The organism is Pseudomonas sp. IAC-BECa141, assembly GCF_020544405.1.
Classification (GTDB): Bacteria; Pseudomonadota; Gammaproteobacteria; order Pseudomonadales; family Pseudomonadaceae; genus Aquipseudomonas.
This window is the reverse complement of sequence record NZ_CP065410.1, coordinates 4334251-4357238: the sequence shown is the minus strand read 5'-3', so window position 1 is coordinate 4357238 and position 22988 is coordinate 4334251. Positions and strand designations below refer to the sequence as shown.

24 protein-coding genes are annotated in these 22988 nt (G+C 60.8%); 11 read left to right on the top strand and 13 right to left on the bottom strand.

All coding sequences use genetic code 11. The annotated features are described in order from the left end of the window. Nucleotides 1–21: 21 nt before the first annotated feature. Together I5961_RS19855 and I5961_RS19850 are read right to left on the bottom strand one after the other, a co-directional pair. The gene (locus I5961_RS19855; protein ID WP_085704410.1) at nucleotides 22–504 is read right to left on the bottom strand and encodes a GreA/GreB family elongation factor; all 483 of its coding nucleotides are present in this window, start codon (nucleotides 502–504) and stop codon (nucleotides 22–24) included. Between the two features lie 2 nt (nucleotides 505–506). Next, complete coding sequence (locus I5961_RS19850) at nucleotides 507–914, bottom strand: hypothetical protein (protein WP_227233151.1); 408 nt, start codon at nucleotides 912–914, stop codon at nucleotides 507–509. Between the two features lie 124 nt (nucleotides 915–1038). Here I5961_RS19850 and earP point away from each other — a divergent pair, with 124 nt between their 5' ends. Together earP and I5961_RS19840 are read left to right on the top strand one after the other, a co-directional pair. After that, the gene (gene earP, locus I5961_RS19845; protein ID WP_227233150.1) at nucleotides 1039–2181 is read left to right on the top strand and encodes an elongation factor P maturation arginine rhamnosyltransferase EarP; all 1143 of its coding nucleotides are present in this window, start codon (nucleotides 1039–1041) and stop codon (nucleotides 2179–2181) included. A 48-nt stretch (nucleotides 2182–2229) separates the two neighbouring features. After that, complete coding sequence (locus I5961_RS19840) at nucleotides 2230–2799, top strand: elongation factor P (protein ID WP_007955690.1); 570 nt, start codon at nucleotides 2230–2232, stop codon at nucleotides 2797–2799. A 65-nt stretch (nucleotides 2800–2864) separates the two neighbouring features. Here the strand turns inward: I5961_RS19840 and I5961_RS19835 are convergent, their stop codons facing one another. From I5961_RS19835 to I5961_RS19820, 4 genes are all read right to left on the bottom strand, one after another. Then, entirely contained in the window at nucleotides 2865–3878 is a 1014-nt protein-coding gene (locus tag I5961_RS19835) for an alpha/beta hydrolase (RefSeq protein ID WP_085607156.1), read from the bottom strand. A 33-nt stretch (nucleotides 3879–3911) separates the two neighbouring features. Continuing rightward, nucleotides 3912–4331 carry an organic hydroperoxide resistance protein gene (locus I5961_RS19830; RefSeq protein WP_085700029.1) on the bottom strand — a complete coding sequence of 140 codons (420 nt, stop codon included), beginning with the start codon at nucleotides 4329–4331 and terminating at the stop codon, nucleotides 3912–3914. 271 nt (nucleotides 4332–4602) lie between these two features. Then, nucleotides 4603–5067 (bottom strand): MarR family winged helix-turn-helix transcriptional regulator, encoded by a 465-nt coding sequence (locus I5961_RS19825; RefSeq protein WP_085700031.1) that lies wholly within the window; start codon nucleotides 5065–5067, stop codon nucleotides 4603–4605. A gap of 83 nt (nucleotides 5068–5150) precedes the next feature. After that, complete coding sequence (locus I5961_RS19820; RefSeq protein ID WP_227233148.1) at nucleotides 5151–6107, bottom strand: LysR family transcriptional regulator; 957 nt, start codon at nucleotides 6105–6107, stop codon at nucleotides 5151–5153. A gap of 112 nt (nucleotides 6108–6219) precedes the next feature. Here I5961_RS19820 and I5961_RS19815 point away from each other — a divergent pair, with 112 nt between their 5' ends. Further along, nucleotides 6220–6969 (top strand): sulfite exporter TauE/SafE family protein, encoded by a 750-nt coding sequence (locus I5961_RS19815; protein WP_227233147.1) that lies wholly within the window; start codon nucleotides 6220–6222, stop codon nucleotides 6967–6969. On the opposite strand, the gene I5961_RS19810 is transcribed toward I5961_RS19815, so the two are convergent. Beyond that, nucleotides 6959–7813 carry a LysR substrate-binding domain-containing protein gene (locus I5961_RS19810; protein WP_170929765.1) on the bottom strand — a complete coding sequence of 285 codons (855 nt, stop codon included), beginning with the start codon at nucleotides 7811–7813 and terminating at the stop codon, nucleotides 6959–6961. The genes I5961_RS19815 and I5961_RS19810 overlap by 11 nt on opposite strands. A 97-nt stretch (nucleotides 7814–7910) precedes the next feature. Between I5961_RS19810 and I5961_RS19805 the strand changes: the two genes are divergently transcribed. Together I5961_RS19805 and I5961_RS19800 are read left to right on the top strand one after the other, a co-directional pair. Beyond that, nucleotides 7911–8126 (top strand): DUF1127 domain-containing protein, encoded by a 216-nt coding sequence (locus I5961_RS19805; RefSeq protein WP_085700039.1) that lies wholly within the window; start codon nucleotides 7911–7913, stop codon nucleotides 8124–8126. A 64-nt stretch (nucleotides 8127–8190) separates the two neighbouring features. Further along, nucleotides 8191–9417 carry a winged helix-turn-helix domain-containing protein gene (locus I5961_RS19800; protein WP_085700041.1) on the top strand — a complete coding sequence of 409 codons (1227 nt, stop codon included), beginning with the start codon at nucleotides 8191–8193 and terminating at the stop codon, nucleotides 9415–9417. Nucleotides 9418–9548: 131 nt separating this feature from the next. Here the strand turns inward: I5961_RS19800 and I5961_RS19795 are convergent, their stop codons facing one another. Then, the gene (locus tag I5961_RS19795) at nucleotides 9549–10895 is read right to left on the bottom strand and encodes a class II 3-deoxy-7-phosphoheptulonate synthase (RefSeq protein WP_064383296.1); all 1347 of its coding nucleotides are present in this window, start codon (nucleotides 10893–10895) and stop codon (nucleotides 9549–9551) included. 150 nt (nucleotides 10896–11045) lie between these two features. Between I5961_RS19795 and I5961_RS19790 the strand changes: the two genes are divergently transcribed. Then, on the top strand, nucleotides 11046–11801 hold the full coding sequence (locus tag I5961_RS19790; RefSeq protein ID WP_227233145.1) for a spermidine synthase: 756 nt from the start codon (nucleotides 11046–11048) through the stop codon (nucleotides 11799–11801). A 145-nt stretch (nucleotides 11802–11946) separates the two neighbouring features. Here I5961_RS19790 and I5961_RS19785 read toward each other — a convergent pair whose 3' ends face one another. Next, on the bottom strand, nucleotides 11947–12738 hold the full coding sequence (locus I5961_RS19785) for a crotonase/enoyl-CoA hydratase family protein (protein ID WP_085700045.1): 792 nt from the start codon (nucleotides 12736–12738) through the stop codon (nucleotides 11947–11949). Nucleotides 12739–13160: 422 nt separating this feature from the next. Here I5961_RS19785 and I5961_RS19780 point away from each other — a divergent pair, with 422 nt between their 5' ends. After that, nucleotides 13161–14834, top strand: coding sequence for a DEAD/DEAH box helicase (locus I5961_RS19780; protein ID WP_085700046.1), 1674 nt, complete (start codon nucleotides 13161–13163; stop codon nucleotides 14832–14834). 78 nt (nucleotides 14835–14912) lie between these two features. Here I5961_RS19780 and I5961_RS19775 read toward each other — a convergent pair whose 3' ends face one another. Further along, nucleotides 14913–15680, bottom strand: coding sequence for a DODA-type extradiol aromatic ring-opening family dioxygenase (locus tag I5961_RS19775; RefSeq protein ID WP_227233144.1), 768 nt, complete (start codon nucleotides 15678–15680; stop codon nucleotides 14913–14915). A gap of 102 nt (nucleotides 15681–15782) precedes the next feature. Between I5961_RS19775 and I5961_RS19770 the strand changes: the two genes are divergently transcribed. Further along, a complete protein-coding gene (locus I5961_RS19770; protein ID WP_227233143.1) occupies nucleotides 15783–16436 on the top strand; it encodes a thiopurine S-methyltransferase in 654 nt (217 codons plus the stop codon). Between the two features lie 59 nt (nucleotides 16437–16495). On the opposite strand, the gene htpX is transcribed toward I5961_RS19770, so the two are convergent. Then, nucleotides 16496–17383 (bottom strand): protease HtpX, encoded by an 888-nt coding sequence (gene htpX, locus I5961_RS19765; protein ID WP_085700052.1) that lies wholly within the window; start codon nucleotides 17381–17383, stop codon nucleotides 16496–16498. A 303-nt stretch (nucleotides 17384–17686) separates the two neighbouring features. Then, nucleotides 17687–18898 (bottom strand): pyridoxal phosphate-dependent aminotransferase, encoded by a 1212-nt coding sequence (locus tag I5961_RS19760; protein WP_007955711.1) that lies wholly within the window; start codon nucleotides 18896–18898, stop codon nucleotides 17687–17689. Between the two features lie 225 nt (nucleotides 18899–19123). Here I5961_RS19760 and msrB point away from each other — a divergent pair, with 225 nt between their 5' ends. The 3 genes from msrB (at nucleotide 19124) to I5961_RS19745 (ending at nucleotide 20563) form a co-directional block, all read left to right on the top strand. Continuing rightward, the gene (msrB, locus tag I5961_RS19755) at nucleotides 19124–19519 is read left to right on the top strand and encodes a peptide-methionine (R)-S-oxide reductase MsrB (protein ID WP_085700159.1); all 396 of its coding nucleotides are present in this window, start codon (nucleotides 19124–19126) and stop codon (nucleotides 19517–19519) included. A gap of 100 nt (nucleotides 19520–19619) precedes the next feature. Beyond that, nucleotides 19620–20105, top strand: a complete 486-nt coding sequence (locus I5961_RS19750; RefSeq protein WP_085700054.1) for a glutathione peroxidase — start codon at nucleotides 19620–19622, stop codon at nucleotides 20103–20105. Next, nucleotides 20102–20563, top strand: coding sequence for a MarR family winged helix-turn-helix transcriptional regulator (locus I5961_RS19745; protein WP_227233141.1), 462 nt, complete (start codon nucleotides 20102–20104; stop codon nucleotides 20561–20563). The genes I5961_RS19750 and I5961_RS19745 overlap by 4 nt, the downstream gene beginning before the upstream one ends. Here the strand turns inward: I5961_RS19745 and I5961_RS19740 are convergent. Then, nucleotides 20547–22910 carry a response regulator gene (locus tag I5961_RS19740; RefSeq protein ID WP_371917935.1) on the bottom strand — a complete coding sequence of 788 codons (2364 nt, stop codon included), beginning with the start codon at nucleotides 22908–22910 and terminating at the stop codon, nucleotides 20547–20549. The genes I5961_RS19745 and I5961_RS19740 overlap by 17 nt on opposite strands. Nucleotides 22911–22988: the final 78 nt, after the last annotated feature.

The following is a 22988-nucleotide window of genomic DNA, read 5'->3' as shown; positions in this document are numbered from 1 at the left end:
CCCCTGTCACCAAGCGCCTGTCTACAGCACCTCGGTGACAGCAAACTGTTGCCGGGTGCCTGCCACCAGAATCTCCACCTCGTCACCCTCGAACTTGCCCAGCAGGCTTTTGCCCAGCGGCGAGCGCGGGGTGATGACGGTAATCGGCTGACCCACCACGTCGACTTTCAAGCCCGCGGCATCCGGCGCGAGAAACAGCCATTGCTCGCGACCTTTTTCGTCTTCCAGACCAAGCAGGGCGCCGACTTCAATCCCTCGCTGATCGTCGTATGCACGCAGCGTCAGGTTCTGGCACAGCGCCAGCGAGTGACGAATCTCCTCGACCCGTTTTGCCTGGCCCGCCGCCAGGTACGAAGCCTCAAGTCCCAGGGTGTCGTACTTGTTTTCGGCGATGTTCTCTTCGTGGGTCGCAGTTTCGTAAGCGGTTTGCGCCGCGCGTTCGGCGATGTCGAGGTCGACGCGCAGCCTGTCGAGAATCAGTTGGTGAACCGTCTGTTTATTCATGATCAATCGCAGAATTGCAGGACATTGGCGCGGCTTTTTTCGCTCGGGGCCGTCTGATCCTGTTGCAGCCAGAACTGGCATTTGGGATTCGACAGATTGCGTGTGTTGCCTCGGGCCTGATCCAGGCGTGCCTGTTGTTCGTTCTTGCGCAGGTTTTCTTCGTACTGCTCGAACAGGCGGTTTTGTGGCTCAGGTTCTGGCTGTGGCTGGGCGGCCACCGCAGGCTTGCTCAGTTGTTGTACCGCCTGCGCCACCGGCTGCAACTGATGGCTGAAGAGAGACGAGGCGAGCCAGCACGTCAGCGCAATGGCCAGGAAACCCAGCCACAAACCCAGCGCAATGCTGCCGGTCAATTGCAGCGCGCTAAGCTGAACAGGCAAGGGGCGACGGGGATTGGGACGATAGGGCATGGCTGCCTCCTGGCGGATGAATGCGGGCGAGTGGCGATTGTCGCACGAAGATTAATTACCGTCGGCTCTTCTGCATGGAGACATTTATGCGGACAATCGGCGCTTTTGCCAACGGGAGCCTTGAATGCCGCAACCGATAACCCGCTGGGACATTTTTTGTACGGTCGTCGACAACTACGGCGACATCGGCGTGACCTGGCGTCTGGCCCGGCAACTGGTCAGTGAACATGCAATGACGGTGCGACTGTGGGTCGATGACCTGCGCGCCTTCGAGCGCATCTGCCCGGAAATCGACATCCATCTTGACCAGCAAAGGCAGCAGGGTGTCGAAGTCCGACACTGGCCGGCTGAATGGTCGGAAACGGACGCCGCCGACGTAGTGATCGCCGCGTTTGCCTGCCAGTTGCCGAGTCTCTACATGGACGCCATGGCCGCGCGGCAGAAGCCGCCGTTGTGGATGAACCTCGACTACCTCAGTGCCGAAGACTGGGTGGTCGGTTGCCACGGTCTGCCGTCAGTGAAGTACAAGTCGGTGCAGAAGTACTTTTTCTTTCCGGGATTCCAGCCGGGGACCGGTGGCCTGTTGCGTGAGAGCGGTTTGCTGGAGCGGCGCCAGCAGTTTCAGCAGGATCCCGAGGCGCAGCGACAATTCCTGCACGGTCTGGGGATCGTTCCTGTGCCCGGTGCGCAGTTGATTTCGCTGTTTGCCTACGAGAATGCCGGACTCGCCAGTTGGCTGGATGTACTCGCCGCTGACTCGACGCCCACTCATCTGCTGGTGCCGGAAGGGCGGATTCTCGGTGATGTCGCGCGCTGGCTCGAAGTCGAATCGCTGGCAGTCGGGTCGAAACATGTTCGCCAGTCGCTAACCGTGCAGGTGCTGCCGTTCGTCCGGCAGGATCAATATGACCAATTGCTCTGGTGCTGCGATTTCAATGCGGTGCGCGGCGAGGACTCGTTTGTCCGGGCGCAATGGGCGGGGCGTCCGATGCTGTGGCACATCTATCAGCAGGACGAAGACATCCATCTCGACAAGCTCGACGCCTTCCTTGCGCTCTACACAAAGCGCCTTTCGCCCGTAGCTGCCGAGGCGATGAACGGTCTCTGGCGTGCCTGGAGTGCCGGGCAGCCTATCGGCGATCACTGGCTCGAGGCCCGAAAACACTGGCCTGCACTGCAGGAAAATGCCCGCGCGTGGTGTCTGGAACAGGCCTCCCAGGCGGATCTTGCGACGGCGCTGGTACAGTTTTACCGAAATTGGATATGATACGCGGCCTAGATTTTTGTAAATCCCATCCAAATTCGGATATTCGCAATGAAAACTGGTAAAGAACTCAAACCCGGTACCGTGATCCGTATCGACAACGATCCTTGGCTGGTTCAGAAAGCTGAATTCACCAAGTCGGGCCGTAACAGCGCGATCATGAAGACCAAGCTGAAGAACCTGCTGACCGGTTACAAGACCGAAACCGTTTACGGTGCGGACGACAAGCTGGACGACGTGATCCTGGATCGTAAAGAAGCGACCCTGTCCTTCATCAGCGGTGACTCCTACACGTTCATGGACACCACCGACTACACCATGTACGAGCTGAACGCCGAAGACATCGAAAGCGTTCTGCCATTCGTGGAAGAAGGCATGACCGACGTTTGCGAAGCGGTATTCTTCGAAGGCCGTCTGGTTTCCGTAGAGCTGCCGACCACCATCGTGCGTCAGGTTGACTACACCGAAGGTTCCGCTCGCGGTGACACTTCCGGCAAGGTGATGAAGCCTGCCAAACTGAAGAACGGTACCGAGCTGTCGGTTGCTGACTTCATCGAAATCGGCGACATGATCGAGATCGATACCCGCGAAGGCGGTTCCTACAAAGGCCGTGCCAAATAAGCACTGTTTTTTGCGGAAAGAAAAAGCCCGACCATTGAGTCGGGCTTTTTTGTACCTGATGAAAATTACTTCTTCAGGTGTTGCTTCAGTTCTTCCGAAGCCTGCAGCATCGCCGAACGCACCGCCGGCACCTGGCTGACCACGTTGAGCAAACCGTAGTCGTGGATCATGCCGTTGTAGCGTACCGAGGTTACCGGCACGCCGGCTTCGTCGAGTTTACGGGCGTAGGCTTCGCCTTCGTCACGCAGTACGTCGGCCCCCGCAGTCTGTACCAGTGCAGGCGGCAGACCTTTCAACTGCGCGGTGGTGGCCCGCAGCGGCGAGGCGTAGATCTCGTTACGCTGGTTGGCGTCGGTGGTGTAGTTGTCCCAGAACCACTTCATCATGTTGCGGGTGAGGAAGTGCCCCTCGGCATACTGGTTATACGAACCCGTATCGAAATTGGCATCGGTTACCGGCCACAGCAGCACCTGGAATTTGATCGCCGGGGTGCCTTTGTCTTTGGCCATCAGGGCGACGACTGCCGCCATGTTGCCGCCAACACTGTTGCCCGCCACCGCCAGACGTTTGCCGTCGACGTTGATTTCTTTGCCGTGTTCGGCCACCCACTTGGTCGCCGCGTAAGCCTGGTTGATCGCCACCGGGTAATGCGCTTCCGGCGAAGGGGTGTAGTTGACGAACACCGCCGCCGCCCCCGAACCGACCACCAGATCCCGCACCAGACGTTCGTGGGTCGGGAAATCCCCCAGCACCCAGCCACCGCCGTGGAAGAACATGAACACCGGCAGCTCGCCCTTGACTCCGGCCGGCCGGACGATGGTCAGGCTCAACGGTTGGCCATCGACCTGGATGGTCTTCTCGCTGACGTCCGCCTTGGGCAACGTCAGTTTGACCCCGGACTGTGCGCCGGTCAGAACGGCTCGGGCATCCTTGGGTGTCAGCTGTTCCATCGGTTTGCCGGTGCCGGCATTCAGCACATCGAGGAACGCCTGGGTGTTGTGTTCAACCTCCCCGGCAAATGCGCTGTGGATGGACAGAGCGAGAAGGGTACCGGTCAAGACTTTGCTGAAAGTGTTCATGTTCATTTCCTGTACGGGCCTGAGTGTCAGTGATTACACGGTGACGTGCAGACGCACATCGACGTTGCCGCGAGTGGCGTTGGAGTACGGGCAGACCTGGTGCGCAGCGTCGACCAGGCTTTGCGCGTCAGCCTGTTCCAGGCCCGGCAGGCTGATGTGTAGGTCGATGTCCAGACCGAAACCGCCAGGAATCTGGCCGATGCCGACGTGAGCGGTGATCGACGAGTCGTCCGGGATTTTGCGTTTGGTCTGGCTGGCGACGAATTTCAGCGCGCCGATGAAGCAGGCCGAGTAACCGGCGGCGAACAGTTGCTCAGGGTTGGTGGCCGCGCCGCCGGCACCGCCGAGTTCTTTCGGGGTGGCCAGTTTGACGTCGAGGATGTTGTCGCTGGAGATCGCACGACCGTCACGGCCGCCGGTGGAAGTTGCGATTGCGGTGTAGAGAGTTTGCATGGTGTGAGCCTCATTAAGTGTGATTTGTTGCGCTAATTGTTTGCGCGCTAACTAGGTGCGAAGTAAATGTACTGCGCGAATATTTAGCGTGCAAGATAAATTTTCGAAAAGATCGGCAATTGGCACTTGGATCAGGTGGAGTCGTGATCTCAAGTTTTTGATATATAAGATTTTTTTAACGTAAGCGAGAGGAAATTTTTTTTCGTGGGTAAGCCGGGAAGGGGCGATTCGCCTACAGGCGCAAGGCTGCGCCCGTAGGGAAGGGAAGGTCTTAAGCGAGGCTGTCCTGCAAATGACCCCGCAAGGCCTGCAACTCGGCTTGCAGGTTTTGCAGACGCTCCAGCGTGAAGCCACTGGCACCGAGGATGCATTGTGGAACGGTTCGGGCCTTGTCTTTCAAGGCGCGTCCCTGGGCAGTCAGTTCAACGATCACTACCCGCTCATCCTCACGGCTTCGCGTACGGCTCAGCAAACCTTCACCCTCCAGACGCTTGAGCAGCGGGGTCAGCGAGCCCGGATCGGTCAGCAGGCGCGTGCTGATTTCTCCGACGGTCAAACCATCCTTCTCCCACAGCACCATCATCGCCAGGTATTGCGGATAGGTCAGGCCAAGCGCTTGCAGCAGTGGCTTGTAGACCTTGGTCATCATCAGCGAAGTGGAATGCAGGGCGAAGCAGGCCTGATTATCGAGCAGCAGGTCTTCGCAGTGATCGGAGGTGTTGCGGTCGTTGGTCATGTCGGTGCCTTGAACGGTGATACCGATGAATCTAGCGCTCGAATCTTTAATGCGCCAGACAATTGTGCCCGGTGGCGAATCGGTCAGTGCCGGCCCAACTCTCGTTGCAGGGCCAGATCCCACGGCGGCACTGGGCTGAACCGGGTCTTGAGGTATTCCAGCAACAGGCGGCTGCGGGAGCTGGCCTGCTGTTGCAGCCGCAGCGCGTAAATGCCGGCGCTTTCCGGTGTAGGCAGGCCATTTTCACAGAACAGCGGCAGCAACTCGCCACGCAACAGGTATTCGCTGGCCAGCCAGGTCGGCAGATGCGCAATCCCAAGCCCCGCCAGTGCGCCGCAGACTAAAGCCTCGGCGTTGTTAGCGCTCATGCGCACCCGTGCCGGGCGGTGCAATTGCATCTGTCCGTCCTGCTCGAAACGCCAGGCGAAAGGTGGGGCGAGGCCGTCCCAATCGAGGCCGTCATGCTCGCTCAATTGCGCGGGCTCGCCCGGTACGCCCCGACGCTTCAGGTAGTCGGGGCTGGCGCAGGCAATGCGCACGATGCTCGCCAATGGCGTGGCCACCAGGCGGGTGTCGGCCATCTGTCCGGCACGCAGCACCAGGTCGACCTTGCCCAGGTTCGAGCCGTCCATGTCGACGAAGCTGTCTATCAGATGCAGTTGCACGTCGAGTCCCGGATACAGCACCAGAAAATCGGCAATCACCGGGGCCAAATGCCGACGCCCGAATGCCGCCGGCGCATCCACCCGAATCAAGCCTTCCGGCGCGCTGCTTAGAGACACCGCTTCAGCCCGGGCCAGTTGCAACTCCGCCACGATGCGCCGTGCCCGTTCGGCAAACGCAAGACCGGCGGGCGTGGCGCGCACCGCATGAGTACTGCGGATAAACAACTGGCTGCCGACAGCGCTTTCCAGACTGTCGATGCGCCGGGCGACGGCCGAGGGCGTCAGCGGATGTCGCCGTGAAGCAGCAGAAAAGCTGCCGCTCTCCAGCACATCGAGGAACAGTCCAAGTTGTTCGGTCAATTGATTGGGGTTCATCGATCAGCTCAGCGCCTATGCGAATTTGGCAAAGCCATTGTGCGTTGCTATGCGTTTCCGTGCCAGCACCGACTGCGTACGATGCGCTGACTGACGTATGAGGAATGCCGCTGTGATCGATTTTATGCTGTACCTGGTATTTGGCGCCGCCCTCGGCACTTTGGGCGGAATATTCGGCATCGGCGGTGGCTTGATTGCCATTCCGCTGCTGGGCGTGTGGTTCGGGCTTGATCAGCAAATCGCCCAAGGCACGGCGCTGGTGATGGTGGTGCCGAATGTGATGCTGGCGCTGTGGCGTTATCACCAGCGTAACCGCATCGAACTCCGCCATGCGTTGCCGCTGGCAGTGATGGGATTCTGCTTTGCGTGGATCGGCTCAATCTGGGCCGTGGGCATCGACGCACAAACCATGCGCATCGGCTTTGTCGCGTTCCTTGTAGCGTTGTCGGCCTACAACCTGGTGCGCATGTTTGGCGCGCGTCAGACAGCGACTTCCGAGATGCGTTATTCGTGGCCATGGCTGGGCGTGCTCGGCGCGGCGTCGGGCGCCATGGGCGGCTTGTTCGGCGTCGGCGGGGCGGTGGTGGCGACGCCGGTGTTGACCAGCCTGTTCGGTACCACTCAAGTGGTCGCTCAGGGGCTGTCGCTGGCATTGGCGTTGCCGAGCACCGGCGTGACGCTGGTGACGTACGCGGTGCATCACGAAGTGGACTGGATGATCGGCCTGCCGCTGGCCATTGGCGGGCTGGCCAGCATCAGTTGGGGCGTGAAAGTGGCCCACGCAATGCCGGAAAAACTCCTGCGCGGGCTGTTCTGCGGGTTCCTGGTGCTGTCCGCGGTGATGCTCGCCTTTAAAGTTTGAAGCCTTCGACGATGTGCTCGGCCAGGCATTCGGTGATCGGCGAGGGATTGTTGAGGTTGCGGATCAGCATGATGCTGGCCTCGGGCAACAGTGGCAGATTTTCGGCGGCCCCAAGAATGCGCAGGTCCGGGGTGATCAGGCTTTCCAGCTGCGCGGTGATCGCCAGACCCGCGCTCACCACAGCCATCAACGCCGACAGGCTGGTGCTGTTGTAGGCAATCCGGTATTCGCGGCCCATCGCGTCCAGCGCATTGCAGGCCCACAGGCGACAGAAACAATCACTGTTGAACATCGCCAGCGGCAACGGCGTCTGTTCGTGGGCGCTGAAATTCTGCGCCTCGGCCCAGACAAAACGTTCCTTGCGCAGCAACTGGCCAATCTCGTTGCCCGGCTCGCGGGTGACGATCGACAGATCCAGGTCCGTGCGTTGCAGCAACTGTTTGGTCGACTCGCAATGCACTTCGATCTGGATCAGCGGATAGAACTGGGCGAAGCGCGACAGGATCCCCGGCAGAAACCGCATCACGTAATCGTCCGGCGTGCCGATCCGCACCGTGCCGACCATGTGCGGCTCGCGCAGGGTGTTGAAAACTTCGCTGTGCAATTTCAGGATGCGCCGCGCGTAACCGAGCAACACTTGGCCCTCGGCGGTCAGGCGCACCTGGCGCCCGTCACGCTCGAACAACTGGCGCTGCAACACATCCTCTTCCAGACGCTTCATCTGCATGCTCACCGCCGATTGGGTGCGGTTGACCATTTCGCCGGCACGGGTAAAACCGCCTTGATCGGCAATCGCGACAAAGGTGCGCAGGACATCGGTATCGATACTCGGGTACGCCGACAATTGATGAATCTCCGTGATGCATGCCATCAGAAACATTCGTTGGATTGATCGTAGCTCCGGCGCGAGACTTGAGCCATCCCTAAAGGAGGGCAACACGATGAAAGGTCAAAAAGTGTATGTGAGCGATGACAGAGTGCCGGTCCATCTGATTTCCGATCTGCTGCACAAGTTTAGCCGCTGGTACGAACTTCACCGCGAACGAGAGTTGCTTGCCAGTCTGAGCGACGAAGCGCTGAAGGACATCGGGGTCAGTCGAGCCGATGTCGAACATGAGTCGGTAAGGCCGTTCTGGGACGATCCGATGCATAAATGATGAGGCCATTGCTACACAAACCCCTTTGCAGTGAGGTAGGTTGCGAGCAGACATGGAGGTACACATGCCCGCGACATTGTCCTTTTCCCTTAAACAGGCTCGACGTCTGGCGCTGGCTGCCCAAGGGTTTCACGGGCGCCAGCCGCCGGCTGTCAAGGCCATGCACCTCAACCGGCTGATCGAACGCCTCGGCCTGTTGCAGATCGACTCCGTCAACGCCGTGGTGCGCTCGCACTACCTTCCGCTGTTCTCCCGTCTCGGTTCCTATTCTGCTGATTTGCTCGACCAGGCTGCCTGGAGTTCGGGGCGGCGTCGTTCGCTGTTTGAATACTGGGGCCATGAAGCCTCGTTGCTGCCGCTGTCGATGTATCCGTTGATGGGCTGGCGCATGCAGCGGGCCAGGCGCGGTGAGGACATTTATCAGCAACTGGCGCGATTCGGCCGTGAGCAACAGGACACCATCCGCCGGGTGCTGGCGTCGGTCCGGGAGCAGGGCGCACTGGGCGCCGGCAGCCTGTCGACCCGCAAGGAAAAGGCCGGGCCATGGTGGGACTGGAGTGCGGAAAAACATGCGCTGGAATGGCTGTTTGCCGCTGGCGAAGTCACCGTGGCCGGACGCCGTGGCTTCGAGCGATTGTATGACTTGCCGGAACGAGTGATTCCGGCCTCCGTGCTGCAACAGCCATTGCCCGATGAGGCCGAGGCGCAGCGCGGTTTGCTGTTGCATGCGGCGCAGGCGCTGGGTGTCGGCACGGAAAAAGACCTGCGTGATTACTTCAGACTGAATCCCTCTGATGCCCGCCCGCGTCTGGCCGAACTGGTCGAGGACGGGCAATTGCTGACCTGCGAAGTCGCCGGGTGGCGGCAAATCGCCTATTGCCTGCCCGAGCCGAAAATTCCGCGCAAGGTTGAGGCCAGTGCATTGCTGTCGCCGTTTGACTCACTGATCTGGGAACGCAGCCGGACCGAGCGACTGTTCGATTTTCGCTATCGGCTGGAGATTTACACCCCGCAGGACAAGCGGGTCTACGGCTATTACGTGCTGCCGTTCCTGCACAACGAACGGATTGCGGCGCGGGTTGACCTGCGCGCCGAACGGGCGGCGGGGCGCCTTGCAGTGCATGCGGTGCACGAGGAAGAAACGGGGCTGGATGATGCAGGGATGCTGGCACTGGCGCTGAACTTGCGGCGCATGGCGGACTGGTTGGGGCTTGAGCAGGTGCAGCTCAATTGCCAGCGGGAAAGTGCGGGGCGGCTTCGGCTGGCTATGGTCCACATCGGCTGCGACTGAACCGGCCTCATCGCTGGCAAGCCAGCTCCCACAGTGACCGAGTCGTTCAAAAACTGAATGTACGAATTCGATCCTGTGGGAGCCGTGCTTGCCCGCGATGAGGCCCGATCAAACAATGAAGGTTTCCGAACTCAGCGACGGACCTGTTTCAGCGTCTCGGCAATCAGAAACGCCAGCTCCAGCGACTGGTCGGCATTCATTCGCGGGTCGCAATGGGTGTGATAGCGATCCGACAAGCCATCTTCAGTGATCGGCCGCGCGCCACCGATGCATTCGGTGACGTTTTGCCCGGTCATCTCGATGTGGATACCGCCGGCGTAGCTGCCCTCCGCTTCGTGAACCTGGAAGAACTGTTTCACCTCACCAAGAATCTGCGCGAAGTCGCGGGTCTTGTAGCCGCTGCTGGCCTTGATGGTGTTGCCGTGCATCGGGTCGGAGCTCCACAGCACCTGCTTGCCTTCACGCTGTACCGCGCGAATCAGCGCCGGCAGGTGATCGCCGACCTTGTTCGCGCCCATCCGCGCGATCAGATTGAGGCGACCCGGATCGTTGTCCGGGTTGAGCACGTCGATCAGGCGGATCAGATCGTCAGGGTTCATGCTCGGGCCGACTTTGACACCGATCGGGTTGTTCACCCCGCGCAGGAATTCGACGTGGGCACCGTCGAGCTGACGGGTGCGGTCGCCGATCCACAGCATATGCGCCGAGCAATCGTAGTAATCGTTGGTCAGGCTGTCGCGGCGCACGAAGGCTTCTTCGTAGTTCAGCAGCAGGGCTTCGTGGGCGGTGAAGAAACTGGTTTCGCGCAGTTGCGGCGAGCTGTCCATGCCGCAGGCGCGCATGAACGCCAGGGTTTCATCGATGCGGTCGGCCAGATGGCTGTACTTTTCGGCCAGCGCCGAGTTGGCGATGAAGTCCAGATTCCACTTGTGCACCTGATGCAGGTCGGCAAAACCGCCCTGGGCGAAGGCGCGCAGCAGGTTGAGAGTGGCGGTGGACTGGTGATACGACTGCAGCAGACGCTCCGGATCCGGTACGCGGCTGGCGGAGTCGAAACCGATGCCGTTGACGATGTCGCCCCGGTAGGCCGGCAGAGTCACGCCGTCGATGGTCTCGTCGTTGGCCGAGCGCGGCTTGGCGAACTGACCGGCCATGCGCCCGACTTTCACCACAGGGCAGCCGGCGGCGAAGGTCATGACGATCGCCATTTGCAGCAACACTTTAAAGGTGTCGCGGATCTTCGCGGCGGAAAACTCGGCGAAGCTTTCCGCGCAGTCGCCGCCCTGCAGCAGGAACGCCCGGCCCTGGGTGACTTCAGCAAACTGACGACGCAGCTCGCGCGCTTCGCCGGCAAACACCAGCGGCGGGTAGCTGGCCAGCGTCTGCTCGACCTGGCGCAGATGCGCGGCGTCGGGGTATTGGGGTTGTTGCTGGATCGGCAGGGCGCGCCAGCTGTCAGGGCTCCAGGGTTGGCTCATCACGGTCTCTAAGGTTCTACGCACGGACGGCCATGTTAGCAGCAATTAGTGCGTGACCTGCTCCCGCCGCTTCGCCGACAATCGCCGCTTTGCCACGGCACCAAAGCGGTGCCATCGCGTCACCGCGCCCGGTGACCACCAGGAGACGAAATGACTGAGGAGCGCGTCGAGCTGTTGCTCGCCGAGGTACAGGATGAGTTCGGCGTGATTCGCGTGCTGGAAGTGGCCGACTACCGCTTTCTGGAGTTCGGCGATGCGATCGAGCAAAGCTGCGTGTTTACCGCCGACCCGAGCTGGCTGGAGTACGACTACACCCGGGCGATGCTGATTGGTGCGCTGTGCCATGAACAACCGGAGAGTGCGCTGTTTCTCGGCTTGGGCGCGGGGACGCTGACCCAGGCCTGCCTCAAGTTCCTGCCGCTGGAAGATGTCGAAGCCATCGAATTGCGTCCGGATGTACCGCGCCTGGCCATCGAATACCTTGGCCTTGATGATGATCCACGGCTGTACATCCGCGTCGGTGATGCCCTTGAGCTGCTGCCGACCGCTGAACCTGCAGATCTGATCTTCGTCGACCTGTACACCGATGTCGGCCCTGGCGCAGGGCACCTTGCGTGGAATTTCCTCGGTGACTGTCAGAAACGTCTGAATCCCGGTGGCTGGCTGGTGATCAATCAATGGGCCACCGATGACGGCAAACCCTTGGGCGCGGCGCTGCTGCGCGGGCTCTATCACCGGCATTACTGGGAACTGCCGGTGAAGGAGGGCAACGTGATTCTCATCGTGCCGGCGGATCTCGATCAGGTGCTGGACATGCAGGCACTTACCGCGCGAGCTGAAGCGCTGGCGCCGAGGCTGGGATACTCGTTGCAGTCGTTGATCAATTGCATCCGCCCGGCGACCTGAGTTGTCAGTGATGGCCCCTTCGTCGGATCGCCGCCCGGCCCCAGCCCGCTCCCACAGTTTTAGCGCCGTACACAGATCTATGAACGACGCGGTTACTGTCGGAGCGGGCTTGCCCGCGAAGGCGGCGCTATGACCGCTACCCATTTCAGATCCCTTTGAAGACACCGGGTCGCCGCTCCACCAGCGAGCGCACACCTTCCTTGGCGTCTTCACTGGCCAGCAACTTTTTAACCAGCGGCGGCAAGCTTTTTGCCGCCGCAGTCTCGCCTTCGTAGCGCGCCTGACGCGCCGACATCAGGGTTGCCTGTACGCCAAGCGGCGCCTGCCGGGCAATCCGTTCGGCCAGTTCGATGGCGCGCGGCAGCAGATCCTCGCTGGCCATGACTTCCTGCACCAGCCCCAGGCGCAAGGCCTCATGAGCGTCGAACTCGTCGCCGGTCAGCAGCCAGCGCATCGCGTTGCCCCAACCGGCGATCTGATGAAAGCGCAGCGTCGCACCCCCGAACGGGAAGATTCCGCGCTGCACTTCCATTTGGGCAAACCGGGTGTTGCTGGCACACAGGTTGATGTCGGCGGCGAGCATCAATTCGATGCCAATGGTCAGGCAATAACCCTGCGCCGCAACAATCACCGGTTTGCTGACCCGGGGGCCGACGAACACGCCCCATGGATCGCAGCCACCGGGCGGTACCTGCCAGCCCTGGGCGAGGGTGGAACTGGCGTTGACCAGATCGAGCCCGGCGGTGAAATGCTCACCGTGTCCGAACACCACCGCCACCCGCGCTTCTTTATCAGCCTCGAATTCACCGTAGGCCAGGGCCAGATCGTTGAGCAGGTCGAGGTCGAAGGCATTGCGCTTGGCGGCGCGGTCCAGGCCGATCAAGTACACGTGACCGTCACGCGCACGGCTCACGCGGCCGGGGCAGGACTGATTCATGGGTGTTTCCTCGCAGGGGAAGAAAGGGTGCAGCGACCGGATGTCGCATGTCGGTGAATCGTTTAAGCGCCATCGCCCGCAGGGCCGGGGTCTTTGAAAAATAGACCTTTGCCCGATTATCCGCAAAACCCCGTTACACAGCGGTGACAACTGTATTTCACCGATAAAAAAAGCTCCCTTTTTGGGCAAATTCCGGTATAGTGCGCGCCGGCCTTTAACCGGGCCGCGTTTAGGTAGCGCAATTCCCCGAAGTCAGCTTCGGCTGCACGTCCGCACTGCGGGCTCTTCCTTGACGATTCTTTTCCATCCATTCGTTTTCGCAAATCCCCGCCGACAAAGCTGCCAGGGCGACTCTTGAGTCTCAACACGGCATGTGCAGCTTTGGAGCATGGGTCTTTGCGGATGCACTTAGAGGCAGACCCATGACCCAGGAAATCGGCGGCTTCGCCGCTCTTGAACTTCATCCCAATATTGTCGCTGCAGTAGTCGCTACCGGCTATGAAGAGCCTTCGGCCATTCAGCAGCAGTCGATCCCGATCATCCTCGCCGGTCACGATATGATTGGTCAGGCGCAAACCGGTACCGGTAAAACCGCTGCCTTTGCCCTGCCTATCCTGCACCGCATTGATCCGTCCAAGCGCGAGCCGCAAGCTCTGATCCTGGCCCCAACTCGTGAGTTGGCGCTGCAAGTTGCAACCGCTTTCGAAACCTACGCCAAGCAAATGCCGGGCGTGACTGTTGTGGCTGTCTACGGCGGTGCGCCGATGGGCCCACAATTGAAAGCAATCCGTAATGGCGCACAGATTGTTGTCGCCACTCCGGGCCGTCTGTGCGACCACCTGCGTCGCGACGAAAAAGTGCTGCAGACCGTGAACCACCTGGTTCTCGACGAAGCAGACGAAATGCTCAAACTGGGCTTCATGGACGACCTCGAAGTCATCTTCAAGGCCATGCCGGAAACCCGTCAGACCGTATTGTTCTCGGCGACCCTGCCGCAATCGATCCGTGCCATCGCCGAGCGTCACCTGCGCGATCCGAAGCACGTGAAGATCCAGAGCAAGACCCAGACCGTTACCGCGATCGAACAGGCTCACCTGTTGGTTCACGCTGACCAGAAGACTTCTGCCGTTCTCAGCTTGCTGGAAGTGGAAGATTTCGACGCTCTGATCATGTTCGTGCGCACCAAGCAAGCGACCCTGGATCTGGCCAGCGCCCTCGACGCCAAAGGCTACAAAGCCGCCGCGTTGAACGGCGACATCGCCCAGAACCAGCGTGAGCGCGTCATCGACTCGCTGAAGGATGGCCGTCTGGACATCGTTGTGGCGACCGACGTTGCCGCCCGTGGTCTGGACGTTCCGCGCATCACCCACGTGTTCAACGTGGACATGCCGTACGATCCGGAATCCTACGTGCACCGTATCGGCCGTACCGGCCGTGCCGGTCGCGAAGGCCGCGCGCTGCTGCTGGTGACGCCACGTGAGCGCCGCATGCTGCAAGTGATCGAGCGTGTAACCGGTCAGAAAGTTGCCGAAGTGCGTCTGCCGGACGCCCAGGCCGTTCTCGATGCCCGCATCAAGAAACTGACCAACAGCCTGTCGCCGCTGGTGGCTGACGCCGAATCGACTCACGGTGATCTGCTGGATCGCCTGACCGCCGACATCGGTTGCACCCCGCGTGCCCTGGCTGCCGCTCTGCTGCGCAAGGCCACCAATGGTCAGGCGCTGAACCTGGCAGCGATCGAGAAGGAACGTCCACTGGTGCCGAACAGCGCGCCACGTGGCGACCGTCCTGAGCGTTCCGGTGATCGTCCGGACCGTGGTGATCGTGAGCGTCGTGCGCCAATGCCTTTGGGCGAAGGCCGTGCCCGTTGCCGTACCGCGCTGGGCGCGCGTGACGGTATCGCGGCGAAAAACCTGCTGGGCGCCATCCTCAACGAAGGTGGTCTGGCACGTGAAGCCATCGGTCGCATCCAGGTGCGTGACAGCTTCAGCCTCGTCGAGCTGCCGGAAGAGGGTCTGGACAAACTCCTGACCAAGCTGAAGGACACTCGCGTTGCCGGCAAGCAGTTGAAGCTGCGTCGCTACCGCGAAGATTGATCCGCCCTTGGGCTGATTGATCGAACATAAAAAATCCCCGACTGGTTCGGGGATTTTTTTTTGCCTGCAATTCGGGCATCAGCCGAAGCGGTAGATGTCCATGCCCAGCGCGCCCATGGTGAAGCCTTGATGGGCAATGCTGAAATCACCGCCGGCACCTCGGGCGAAGTACAGCGGCAACAGGTGTTCATCACTTGGATGGCTGCGCACGGCGTTCGGTGCCTGCTGGCGGTAATCGTGCAGGGCAGCTTCATCGTTGGCCGCAAGCTTGTCGACAATCCAGTCACGAAATTCCCGGGCCCACGGCTCGACGCTTTCCGGGCCGGCGTGCCAGTCCAGTTCCCGCAGGTTGTGGGTAATGCTGCCGGAGCCGATCAACAAAATGCCTTGATCGCGCAGGCTGGCCAGCGCTTGGCCGACGCGGTTCTGCAGCGCCGGGCCACCTCGGCTGGGCAGGGAAACCTGAACCACCGGTATATCCGCCTGCGGATACATCAGCGACAGTGGCACCCACACGCCGTGATCGAACGGTCGTTGCGGATCGAGACGCGCCGGCAGGTTGTTGGCGGTCAGCAAGTCGGCGACCTCGCGGGCCAGTTGCGGATTGCCCGGAGCCGGATACTGCACTTCAAACAGCGCGCGGGGAAAACCGCCGAAGTCGTGCCAGGTTTCCGGTTGCGCATGGCTGCTGACCAGCAGTTCATGACTTTCCCAATGGGCGGAAACGATGACGATGGCTTTCGGACGTGGCAGTTCGGCTGCCAGTCGCGCCAGGGCCGGGCCGCTGGCGCCGGGTTCCAGCGCCAGCATAGGTGAGCCGTGAGAGATAAACAGGCTGGGAAACATGGAAGGGTTCCTGAGCGTTAAGATGGCTCATCTTCAGTCAGTTCATTGATCTAATTCCAATATAAGTTTTAACGCCTTTTGATCGAATTCTTGGGAGGATGCATGCAGCCGGAGTTTTGGCACAAGAAGTGGGAATCGAACCAGATCGGCTTTCACCAGCCTGAGGTGAACCCGTATTTACAGCGGCACTGGCCCGATCTGGCCATCCCGGCGCAGGCACGTGTGCTGGTGCCGTTGTGTGGGAAAAGCCTGGATCTGCTGTGGCTCGCCGGCCGTGGCTATCAGGTGCTCGGCGTCGAGCTGTCGGAGAAGGCCGTGGAAGACTTTTTCCTTGAGCAGCAATTGCAGCCGCAGGTCAGCGAGCAGGGCGACTTCAAGATTTATCGCGCCGGCGCGATCGAGTTGTGGTGCGGGGATTTCTTCTTGCTGACGGCGGCTGACGTGGCCGGTTGCACCGCCTTGTACGACCGGGCGGCGGTGATTGCCTTGCCGCCGTCGATGCGCGAACGTTATGCAGCGCACTTGCAGGGCCTGTTGCCGACTTGCCGAGGGCTGCTGGTGACGCTGGATTACGACCAGTCGCAGATGCCCGGGCCGCCATTTTCCGTGGACGATGCCGAAGTGCAGCGTTTGCTGGGCCGTGTCTGGCGCGTCGAGATGCTGGAAGAACAGGACGTACTCGGTGATAGCTGGAAGTTCGTGCAGGCCGGCGTAACTCGGCTGGAGGAGCGGGTGTACCGGATTTCCGGGCAGTAATCGACAGGCAAAAAAAGGCCCGCATCACTGCGGGCCTTCTCATGGTTGCGCCGGTTTGATCAACCGCGACGACGCAGGGCGTCGATACGCTCTTCCAGCGGCGGGTGGCTCATGAACATGCGGGCGAACCCTTGTTTGATACCACCGTTGATGCCGAAGGCGTTCAGGGTGTCAGGCATGTGCACCGGCAGGCCCTGTTCGGCGCGCAGACGTTGCAAGGCGTTGATCATTGCGCCCGTACCGGCCAGACGTGCACCGGCATCGTCGGCACGGAACTCGCGTTTGCGCGAGAACCACATCACGATTGCGCTGGCCAGAATGCCCAGTACCAGTTCGGCGAAGATGGTCGCGATGTAGTAGGCCATGCCCTGGCCTTCTTCGTTTTTGAAGATCACCTTGTCGACGAAGTTGCCGATGATCCGCGCGAAGAACATCACGAACGTGTTCACCACGCCCTGGATCAGCGCCAGGGTGACCATGTCGCCGTTGGCCACGTGGCCGATCTCGTGGGCCAGCACGGCCCGCACTTCGTCTTCCTTGAAGCGCTCGAGCAAGCCCTGGCTGACCGCGACGAGAGCGTCGTTCTTGTTCCAGCCGGTGGCGAAGGCGTTGGCTTCGTAGGCCGGGAAAATCCCGACTTCGGGCATCTTGATCCCGGCCTCCCGGGACAGTTGCTCGACGGTTTGCAGCAGCCATTGTTCGTGGCGAGTGCGTGGCTGGGTGATGACCTGGGTGCTGGTGCTCATCTTCGCCATCCACTTGGAGATGAACAGCGAGAACAGGGAACCGGCGAAACCAAAGACTGCACAGAAAACCAGCAGCTGATTGAGGTTGAGGTCAACCCCGTTGGCCGCCATGAACCCGTTGAAGCCGAAAAGGCTCAGGGTGATGCTGGCTATCAGCACGACCGCCAGGTTAGTGGCCAAGAACAGCAGGATGCGCATCATGGTTGTAGAAATCTCCTCAAGCTAAAGATGTAGCGTACTGCGGGGTATATAAGGTGCGGCACCTGGCGATTCAACCGAGTGACTATTTCAAACTGTGTCCTACACCGGATTCGCCGGGCGTGGGACATTTCCCACTGCCGAAACCGTTATGGATGACAGGCACGCGGCACCCGGTCTCATTGCCTCAGGCACGCATGATTCATATGAGTTGCAAGTGTAGAAGGTGCTGGAGGAGGGGTGGAGCAGAAGTGTTGCTGAATCAGACAGTGCGCAACGTTCGGGCCGTTGCGCACTGAGCGCCGGTTACTGGCGGTAGGACTTGAGGAAGTTGCCGATACGACCGATGGCCATGTCCAGGTCATCGACCCGCGGCAGGGTGACCACGCGGAAGTGGTCAGGCCACGGCCAGTTGAACGCCGTGCCTTGCACCACCAGCAGCTTCTCGGAGAGCAGCAGGTCGAGCACGAATTTCTCGTCGTTGTGGATCGGGCAGACTTTCGGGTCGATCTTCGGGAACGCGTACAGCGCGCCCATCGGCTTCACACAGCTTACGCCGGGAATGTCGTTGAGCAATTCCCAAGTCCGGTTGCGCTGTTCCAGCAGGCGGCCTTGCGGCAGTACCAGATCGTTGATGCTCTGATAGCCGCCCAGAGCGGTCTGGATCGCATGCTGACTCGGCACGTTGGCGCACAGGCGCATGTTGGCCAGCATGTCGATGCCTTCGATATAGCTGTGGGCGTTGTGTTTCGGCCCGGAAATGGCGATCCAGCCGGAACGGAAACCCGCCACGCGATACGACTTGGACAGACCGTTGAAGGTCAGGCACAGCAAGTCCGGGGCCAGCGAGGCGGTGCAAATGTGTACGGCGTCGTCGTAGAGGATCTTGTCGTAGATCTCGTCGGAGAACACCACCAGATTGTGCTGGCGGGCCAGTTCGAGCATGCCCAGCAGCACTTCCTTCGAATACACCGCGCCGGTCGGGTTGTTCGGGTTGATGATCACCATCGCCTTGGTGTTCGGGGTGATCTTGGCCTTGATGTCGGCCAGGTCCGGGAACCAGTCGGCACCTTCGTCGCACAGGTAATGCACCGCGTTACCGCCGGCCAGGCTCACGGCTGCGGTCCACAGCGGGTAGTCCGGCGCCGGCACCAGCACTTCGTCGCCGTTGTTGAGCAGCGCCTGCAGCGACATCACGATCAGCTCGGACACGCCGTTGCCCAGGTAGATATCTTCGATGCCGACACCTTCGACCTGTTTCTGCTGGTAGTACTGCATCACCGCCTTGCGCGCGCTGAACAGGCCTTTGGAATCGCTGTAGCCCTGGGCGGTCGGCAGGTTGCGGATCACATCCTGGAGAATTTCGTCCGGCGCTTCGAAACCAAAGGGCGCCGGGTTGCCGATGTTCAGCTTGAGGATGCGATGGCCTTCCTCTTCCAGGCGTTTGGCGTGCTTGAGCACCGGGCCGCGAATGTCGTAGCAGACGTTGGCGAGCTTGTTCGATTTGCTGAACTGCATGGCGATGTGATCCCGAAAATGAACGATCCAGGCGGCGGGTGGACAACCGTGCTGGGAATCCTGCGTCTTCACACAGGCAGGTGTCTTGGGCGGCGGTTTCCAACAATCCGTTTGAATGCGCAGGAACCCGCTGCCAGACTGGCGTGTGACGAGGCGCAATCATACGTGCCGCCCGATCCGTGGAAAAGGTACAGATCGGGCTTTTTCAGCCGCTGAGGTGTGATGATGGAAAAGATTGAAAAGACCCTGGAAGAATGGCGGGCGATGCTCGACCCCGAGCAGTTCAACGTGTGCCGCCTGAGCGCCACCGAGCGGCCGTTCTCCGGCAAGTACAACGCCACCAAGACCGATGGCGTCTACCACTGCATCTGCTGCAACGAGCCGTTGTTCGACTCCAGGACCAAATTCGACTCCGGCTGCGGCTGGCCAAGCTTCTACGCGCCGATCGGCGACAACGCCATGACCGAAATCCGTGACACCAGCCACGGCATGATCCGCACCGAAGTGAAATGCGCCAGGTGCGATGCGCACTTGGGCCATGTGTTCCCTGACGGCCCGCCGCCGACCGGTCTGCGTTACTGCATCAACTCGGTGTGCCTGGACCTGGTGCCGCGCGAGTAACCGAAATGGGCGATCCACGGGTCGCCTTTCGAATAATTAAATTGCACACAATTCAATTGCTCGCTATTTTGCCGCCTATCCATTTTCAAGAGTGCGCACCATGAGCGATAACCTGTTGAACATTCCGTGCACCACCATCAAAGGCGAGCAAAAGACCCTCGCCGACTTCGCCGGCAAGGCAGTGCTGGTGGTCAATACCGCCAGCAAATGCGGTTTCACCCCGCAGTACAAAGGCCTTGAGGAGCTGTGGCAGACCTACAAGGATCAGGGCCTGGTGGTATTGGGTTTTCCGTGCAATCAGTTCGGCAAGCAGGAGCCGGGTAACGAGGGCGCCATCAGCGAGTTTTGCGAGCTGAATTACGGGGTCAGCTTCCCGCTGTTCAAGAAGATCGAAGTCAACGGTGCCGACGCGCACCCACTGTTCGTGCAATTGAAGAAACGCGCGCCAGGCGTGCTGGGCTCCCAGGGCATCAAGTGGAACTTCACCAAATTCCTGATCGGCAAGGACGGCCAGTTGGTCAAGCGCTTCGCCCCGGCTACCAAGCCGCAGGATCTGAGCCGCGAGATCGAAGCCCTGCTCAAATGAACAGCTTGTCCGCCGATTCGCTGAAGCTCGACAGCCAGCTGTGTTTCAAGTTGTATGCCGCTTCGCGGGCGGTGATTCGTGCCTACAAGCCGATGCTTGAACAGCTCGGTCTGACCTATCCGCAATACCTGGCGATGCTGGTGTTGTGGGAATGGCAGCAAACCATGCCGGAGCAACCCACGGTCAAGGCGCTGGGTGAGCGTCTGGCACTGGATTCCGGCACGCTGACGCCGCTGCTAAAGCGTCTGGAGCAACTGCAGCTGGTCCAGCGTCAGCGCTCGGCCCGGGACGAGCGTGAAGTACATCTGAGCCTCACACCTCAGGGGCAAGCGCTGCGTGAACAGGTCGGGCCGTTGAAAGCACGGCTGCTGTGCGACAGCGGGGTGGATCTGGACCGGCTCAATGTCTTGCGTGACGGTCTCGATCACTTGCTGGGGCAGATCAAGGCACTGTCGTAGTCGGAATCCACTGGTCCAGCAGCGCCGCCAGCTCTTCACGGCGAAACGGTTTGGCCAGATAGTCGCTCATGCCCGCCGCCCTGCAGCGTTCGCGTTCCTCGGACATGGCGTTGGCGGTCAGGGCGACAATCGGCAGATGCGGCCAGCGGCCGCTCTGGCGAATCTGGCGACTGGCTTCGTAGCCGTCCATCACAGGCATGTTGCAGTCCATCAGCACCAGATCGAAATCGTCGTGCTCCAGCTGATCCAGCGCTTCCACACCATGGGCGGCGACGACCACTTCGCAGCCGAGTTTCCCCAGCATGCCCTTGGCCACCAACTGGTTGACCGGGTTGTCCTCCACCAGCAGCACCCGACCGCGTCGCTGCGACGGCACGCTTTCGAGGCGCGCGCGGTCGATGGTGGAGAGGTCCGGCAACAGCGTCCGGCGCAGATTCTGATACAGCGCGTTGCGGGCCAGTGGTCGCGCCTGCTGCTGCAACGGCGCGAGGGCCGTGGCTTCCTCACCCGGCATGAAACTTCCGTAAGCGGTTACCAGCAGAATCGGCGCCGTCATCGCCGGGCGCAGGCCGAACAGGCATTCGGGGCAGTCGGTGATGATGACGTCGGGGGACAGGCCAAGCAGTGGATCGTCGAGGGTTCGCTGCTCGTAGGTCAGCCCCCAGACCGGCAGCAGACTTTCCAGCAGCTCTGCCAGCCCGCTGACCGCGCTGGTGATTGCCAGCACCTTGCCGTGCAACGGTGGCGGAATCACCGCGCGGGTGTGGCAGGGCAATGGCAGTTCGGCGCAGAACTGACTGCCGAAACCCACTTCGGAACTGATGGTCAGGCGCCCCTGCATGGCTTCGCACAGGTTATGGGTCAGTGCCAGGCCGAGCCCGGTGCCGCCGTACTGGCGGGTGATGCCGGCCCCCGCCTGGGTGAACGGCTGGAAAATCTTCACCTGCGCTTCCTGGGCGATGCCGATGCCGGTGTCGCAGACTTCGATCCGGACACCGTCCTTCCAGGTAGACAAGCGCACGTCGACTCGGCCGAAGCGAGTGAATTTCAGGGCATTGGACAACAGATTGCTGACGATCTGCCTGACCCGGGTCGGATCGCCGAGCACCAGTGCCGGGAAGTACGGATCGATCAGGCAAGTCAGCTCGACACTCGGCGCCGCGTTCTGCGACAGCAGGTTGGCGGTGTCTTCGATCAGCGAACCGAGATCGAACGGAATATGCTCGAGCTCCAGTTGCCCGGCATCGAATTTCGACAGGTCGAGAATATCGTTGAGCAGCTCCACCAATACCTTGCCAGAGTCGTGAGCGATGGACAGTTGTTGCTGTTGTTCGGGGTTGAGCGGGCCGTCGAGCGAAAGGGCGATCATCCCCAGCAGGCCGTTGAGCGGGGTGCGGATCTCGTGGCTCATGTTGGCGAGAAATGCCGAGCGTGCCTCGGCCATGTCCAGTGCGGTGCTGCGGGCCACTTCCAGTTCCCGGTTGGACTGGCTGAGGCGCGCGTTGATCGCCTTGAGCTCGGCGGTACGCGCGGACACGATGTCTTCGAGTTGCGCGAGGTAATCGGTGAGCCGGTTTTCCGCATTGCGCCGCTGCTGGATTTCCGTGGCGATGTTCTCGAACTGCTGATTGGCCACCTTGACCAGTACGCCGATCTCGTCATTGGCGTGTCCGCCTGGACATTCAAGGGTGGTCGGTTCGGCACTGCGCGGGTCGCGACTGCTGAGTTCGCGGATCACCCGCACCAGCGGTTTGGTCAGCATCACGTAGAACAGCGCGAGCAGGATCCCGGTGAGAATCAGGCTGCGGGCGAAACCGTTGATCAGCGTGACCTCGGCCCGGCGCAGGAAGCGGCTGCCGAACGCGTAGGTGTCGACTTCCAGACTGAGGGTGCCGAGGGATTCGTTGGGCAAGTGATCGAGATAGAGGCGGTCTTCGAACTGGCGTTTGGCGCCGAACAGGAAGTCGCTGATCATCCGGTAGCCGCTTTGCAGCTCCGGGCGTTTGACGTTGGCCAGCACCGTCTGGTTGTTGTCGGTCAGGCGTGCGGAAATGATGGCCGGCGAGCGCAGCAGTCCCAGGGTCAGCTCCTGCGCCAGTTCGGCATCGATGTTGTAGGCGATGCGCGAGGCCGGGTTGTGACTGATTTCCAGCAAAGACAGGATTTCACGGTTGATGGACGCGTCTTCACTGGCATAATCGATGCCGATTTGCAGCAGGCTGAGCAGCGTGCCCAGAATGAACCCGACCAGCACGGTAAGCCGGGCCTGTTTGTACGACAGCCGGTGGGTGAATTTGATATCCATGGGGTGTTGAACCACTTCCGTTTCCCTTCGCTGCTCAAGCATAGTCGATCATGCACGGACTCCTGAGTTCCCGAAGCGCCTTGTAGTAAGGGCCGGGACAGGTTTCGAACGCTGTGTGTC

Bases quoted from the DNA above. Each gene is read 5' to 3' on its own strand.
- I5961_RS19835 (WP_085607156.1), bottom strand. From the start codon at position 3,878: ATGAACACTTTCAGCAAAGTCTTGACCGGTACCCTTCTCGCTCTGTCC.
- I5961_RS19850 (WP_227233151.1), bottom strand. From the start codon at position 914: ATGCCCTATCGTCCCAATCCCCGTCGCCCCTTGCCTGTTCAGCTTAGC.
- I5961_RS19805 (WP_085700039.1), top strand. From the start codon at position 7,911: ATGAAAGGTCAAAAAGTGTATGTGAGCGATGACAGAGTGCCGGTCCAT.
- earP (WP_227233150.1), top strand. From the start codon at position 1,039: ATGCCGCAACCGATAACCCGCTGGGACATTTTTTGTACGGTCGTCGAC.
- I5961_RS19740 (WP_371917935.1), bottom strand. From the start codon at position 22,910: ATGCTTGAGCAGCGAAGGGAAACGGAAGTGGTTCAACACCCCATGGAT.
- I5961_RS19790 (WP_227233145.1), top strand. From the start codon at position 11,046: ATGACTGAGGAGCGCGTCGAGCTGTTGCTCGCCGAGGTACAGGATGAG.
- I5961_RS19840 (WP_007955690.1), top strand. From the start codon at position 2,230: ATGAAAACTGGTAAAGAACTCAAACCCGGTACCGTGATCCGTATCGAC.
- I5961_RS19770 (WP_227233143.1), top strand. From the start codon at position 15,783: ATGCAGCCGGAGTTTTGGCACAAGAAGTGGGAATCGAACCAGATCGGC.
- I5961_RS19780 (WP_085700046.1), top strand. From the start codon at position 13,161: ATGACCCAGGAAATCGGCGGCTTCGCCGCTCTTGAACTTCATCCCAAT.
- I5961_RS19795 (WP_064383296.1), bottom strand. From the start codon at position 10,895: ATGAGCCAACCCTGGAGCCCTGACAGCTGGCGCGCCCTGCCGATCCAG.
- I5961_RS19785 (WP_085700045.1), bottom strand. From the start codon at position 12,738: ATGAATCAGTCCTGCCCCGGCCGCGTGAGCCGTGCGCGTGACGGTCAC.
- I5961_RS19760 (WP_007955711.1), bottom strand. From the start codon at position 18,898: ATGCAGTTCAGCAAATCGAACAAGCTCGCCAACGTCTGCTACGACATT.
- I5961_RS19825 (WP_085700031.1), bottom strand. From the start codon at position 5,067: ATGACCAACGACCGCAACACCTCCGATCACTGCGAAGACCTGCTGCTC.
- I5961_RS19750 (WP_085700054.1), top strand. From the start codon at position 19,620: ATGAGCGATAACCTGTTGAACATTCCGTGCACCACCATCAAAGGCGAG.
- I5961_RS19800 (WP_085700041.1), top strand. From the start codon at position 8,191: ATGCCCGCGACATTGTCCTTTTCCCTTAAACAGGCTCGACGTCTGGCG.
- I5961_RS19855 (WP_085704410.1), bottom strand. From the start codon at position 504: ATGAATAAACAGACGGTTCACCAACTGATTCTCGACAGGCTGCGCGTC.
- I5961_RS19775 (WP_227233144.1), bottom strand. From the start codon at position 15,680: ATGTTTCCCAGCCTGTTTATCTCTCACGGCTCACCTATGCTGGCGCTG.
- I5961_RS19745 (WP_227233141.1), top strand. From the start codon at position 20,102: ATGAACAGCTTGTCCGCCGATTCGCTGAAGCTCGACAGCCAGCTGTGT.
- I5961_RS19830 (WP_085700029.1), bottom strand. From the start codon at position 4,331: ATGCAAACTCTCTACACCGCAATCGCAACTTCCACCGGCGGCCGTGAC.
- htpX (WP_085700052.1), bottom strand. From the start codon at position 17,383: ATGATGCGCATCCTGCTGTTCTTGGCCACTAACCTGGCGGTCGTGCTG.
- msrB (WP_085700159.1), top strand. From the start codon at position 19,124: ATGGAAAAGATTGAAAAGACCCTGGAAGAATGGCGGGCGATGCTCGAC.
- I5961_RS19820 (WP_227233148.1), bottom strand. From the start codon at position 6,107: ATGAACCCCAATCAATTGACCGAACAACTTGGACTGTTCCTCGATGTG.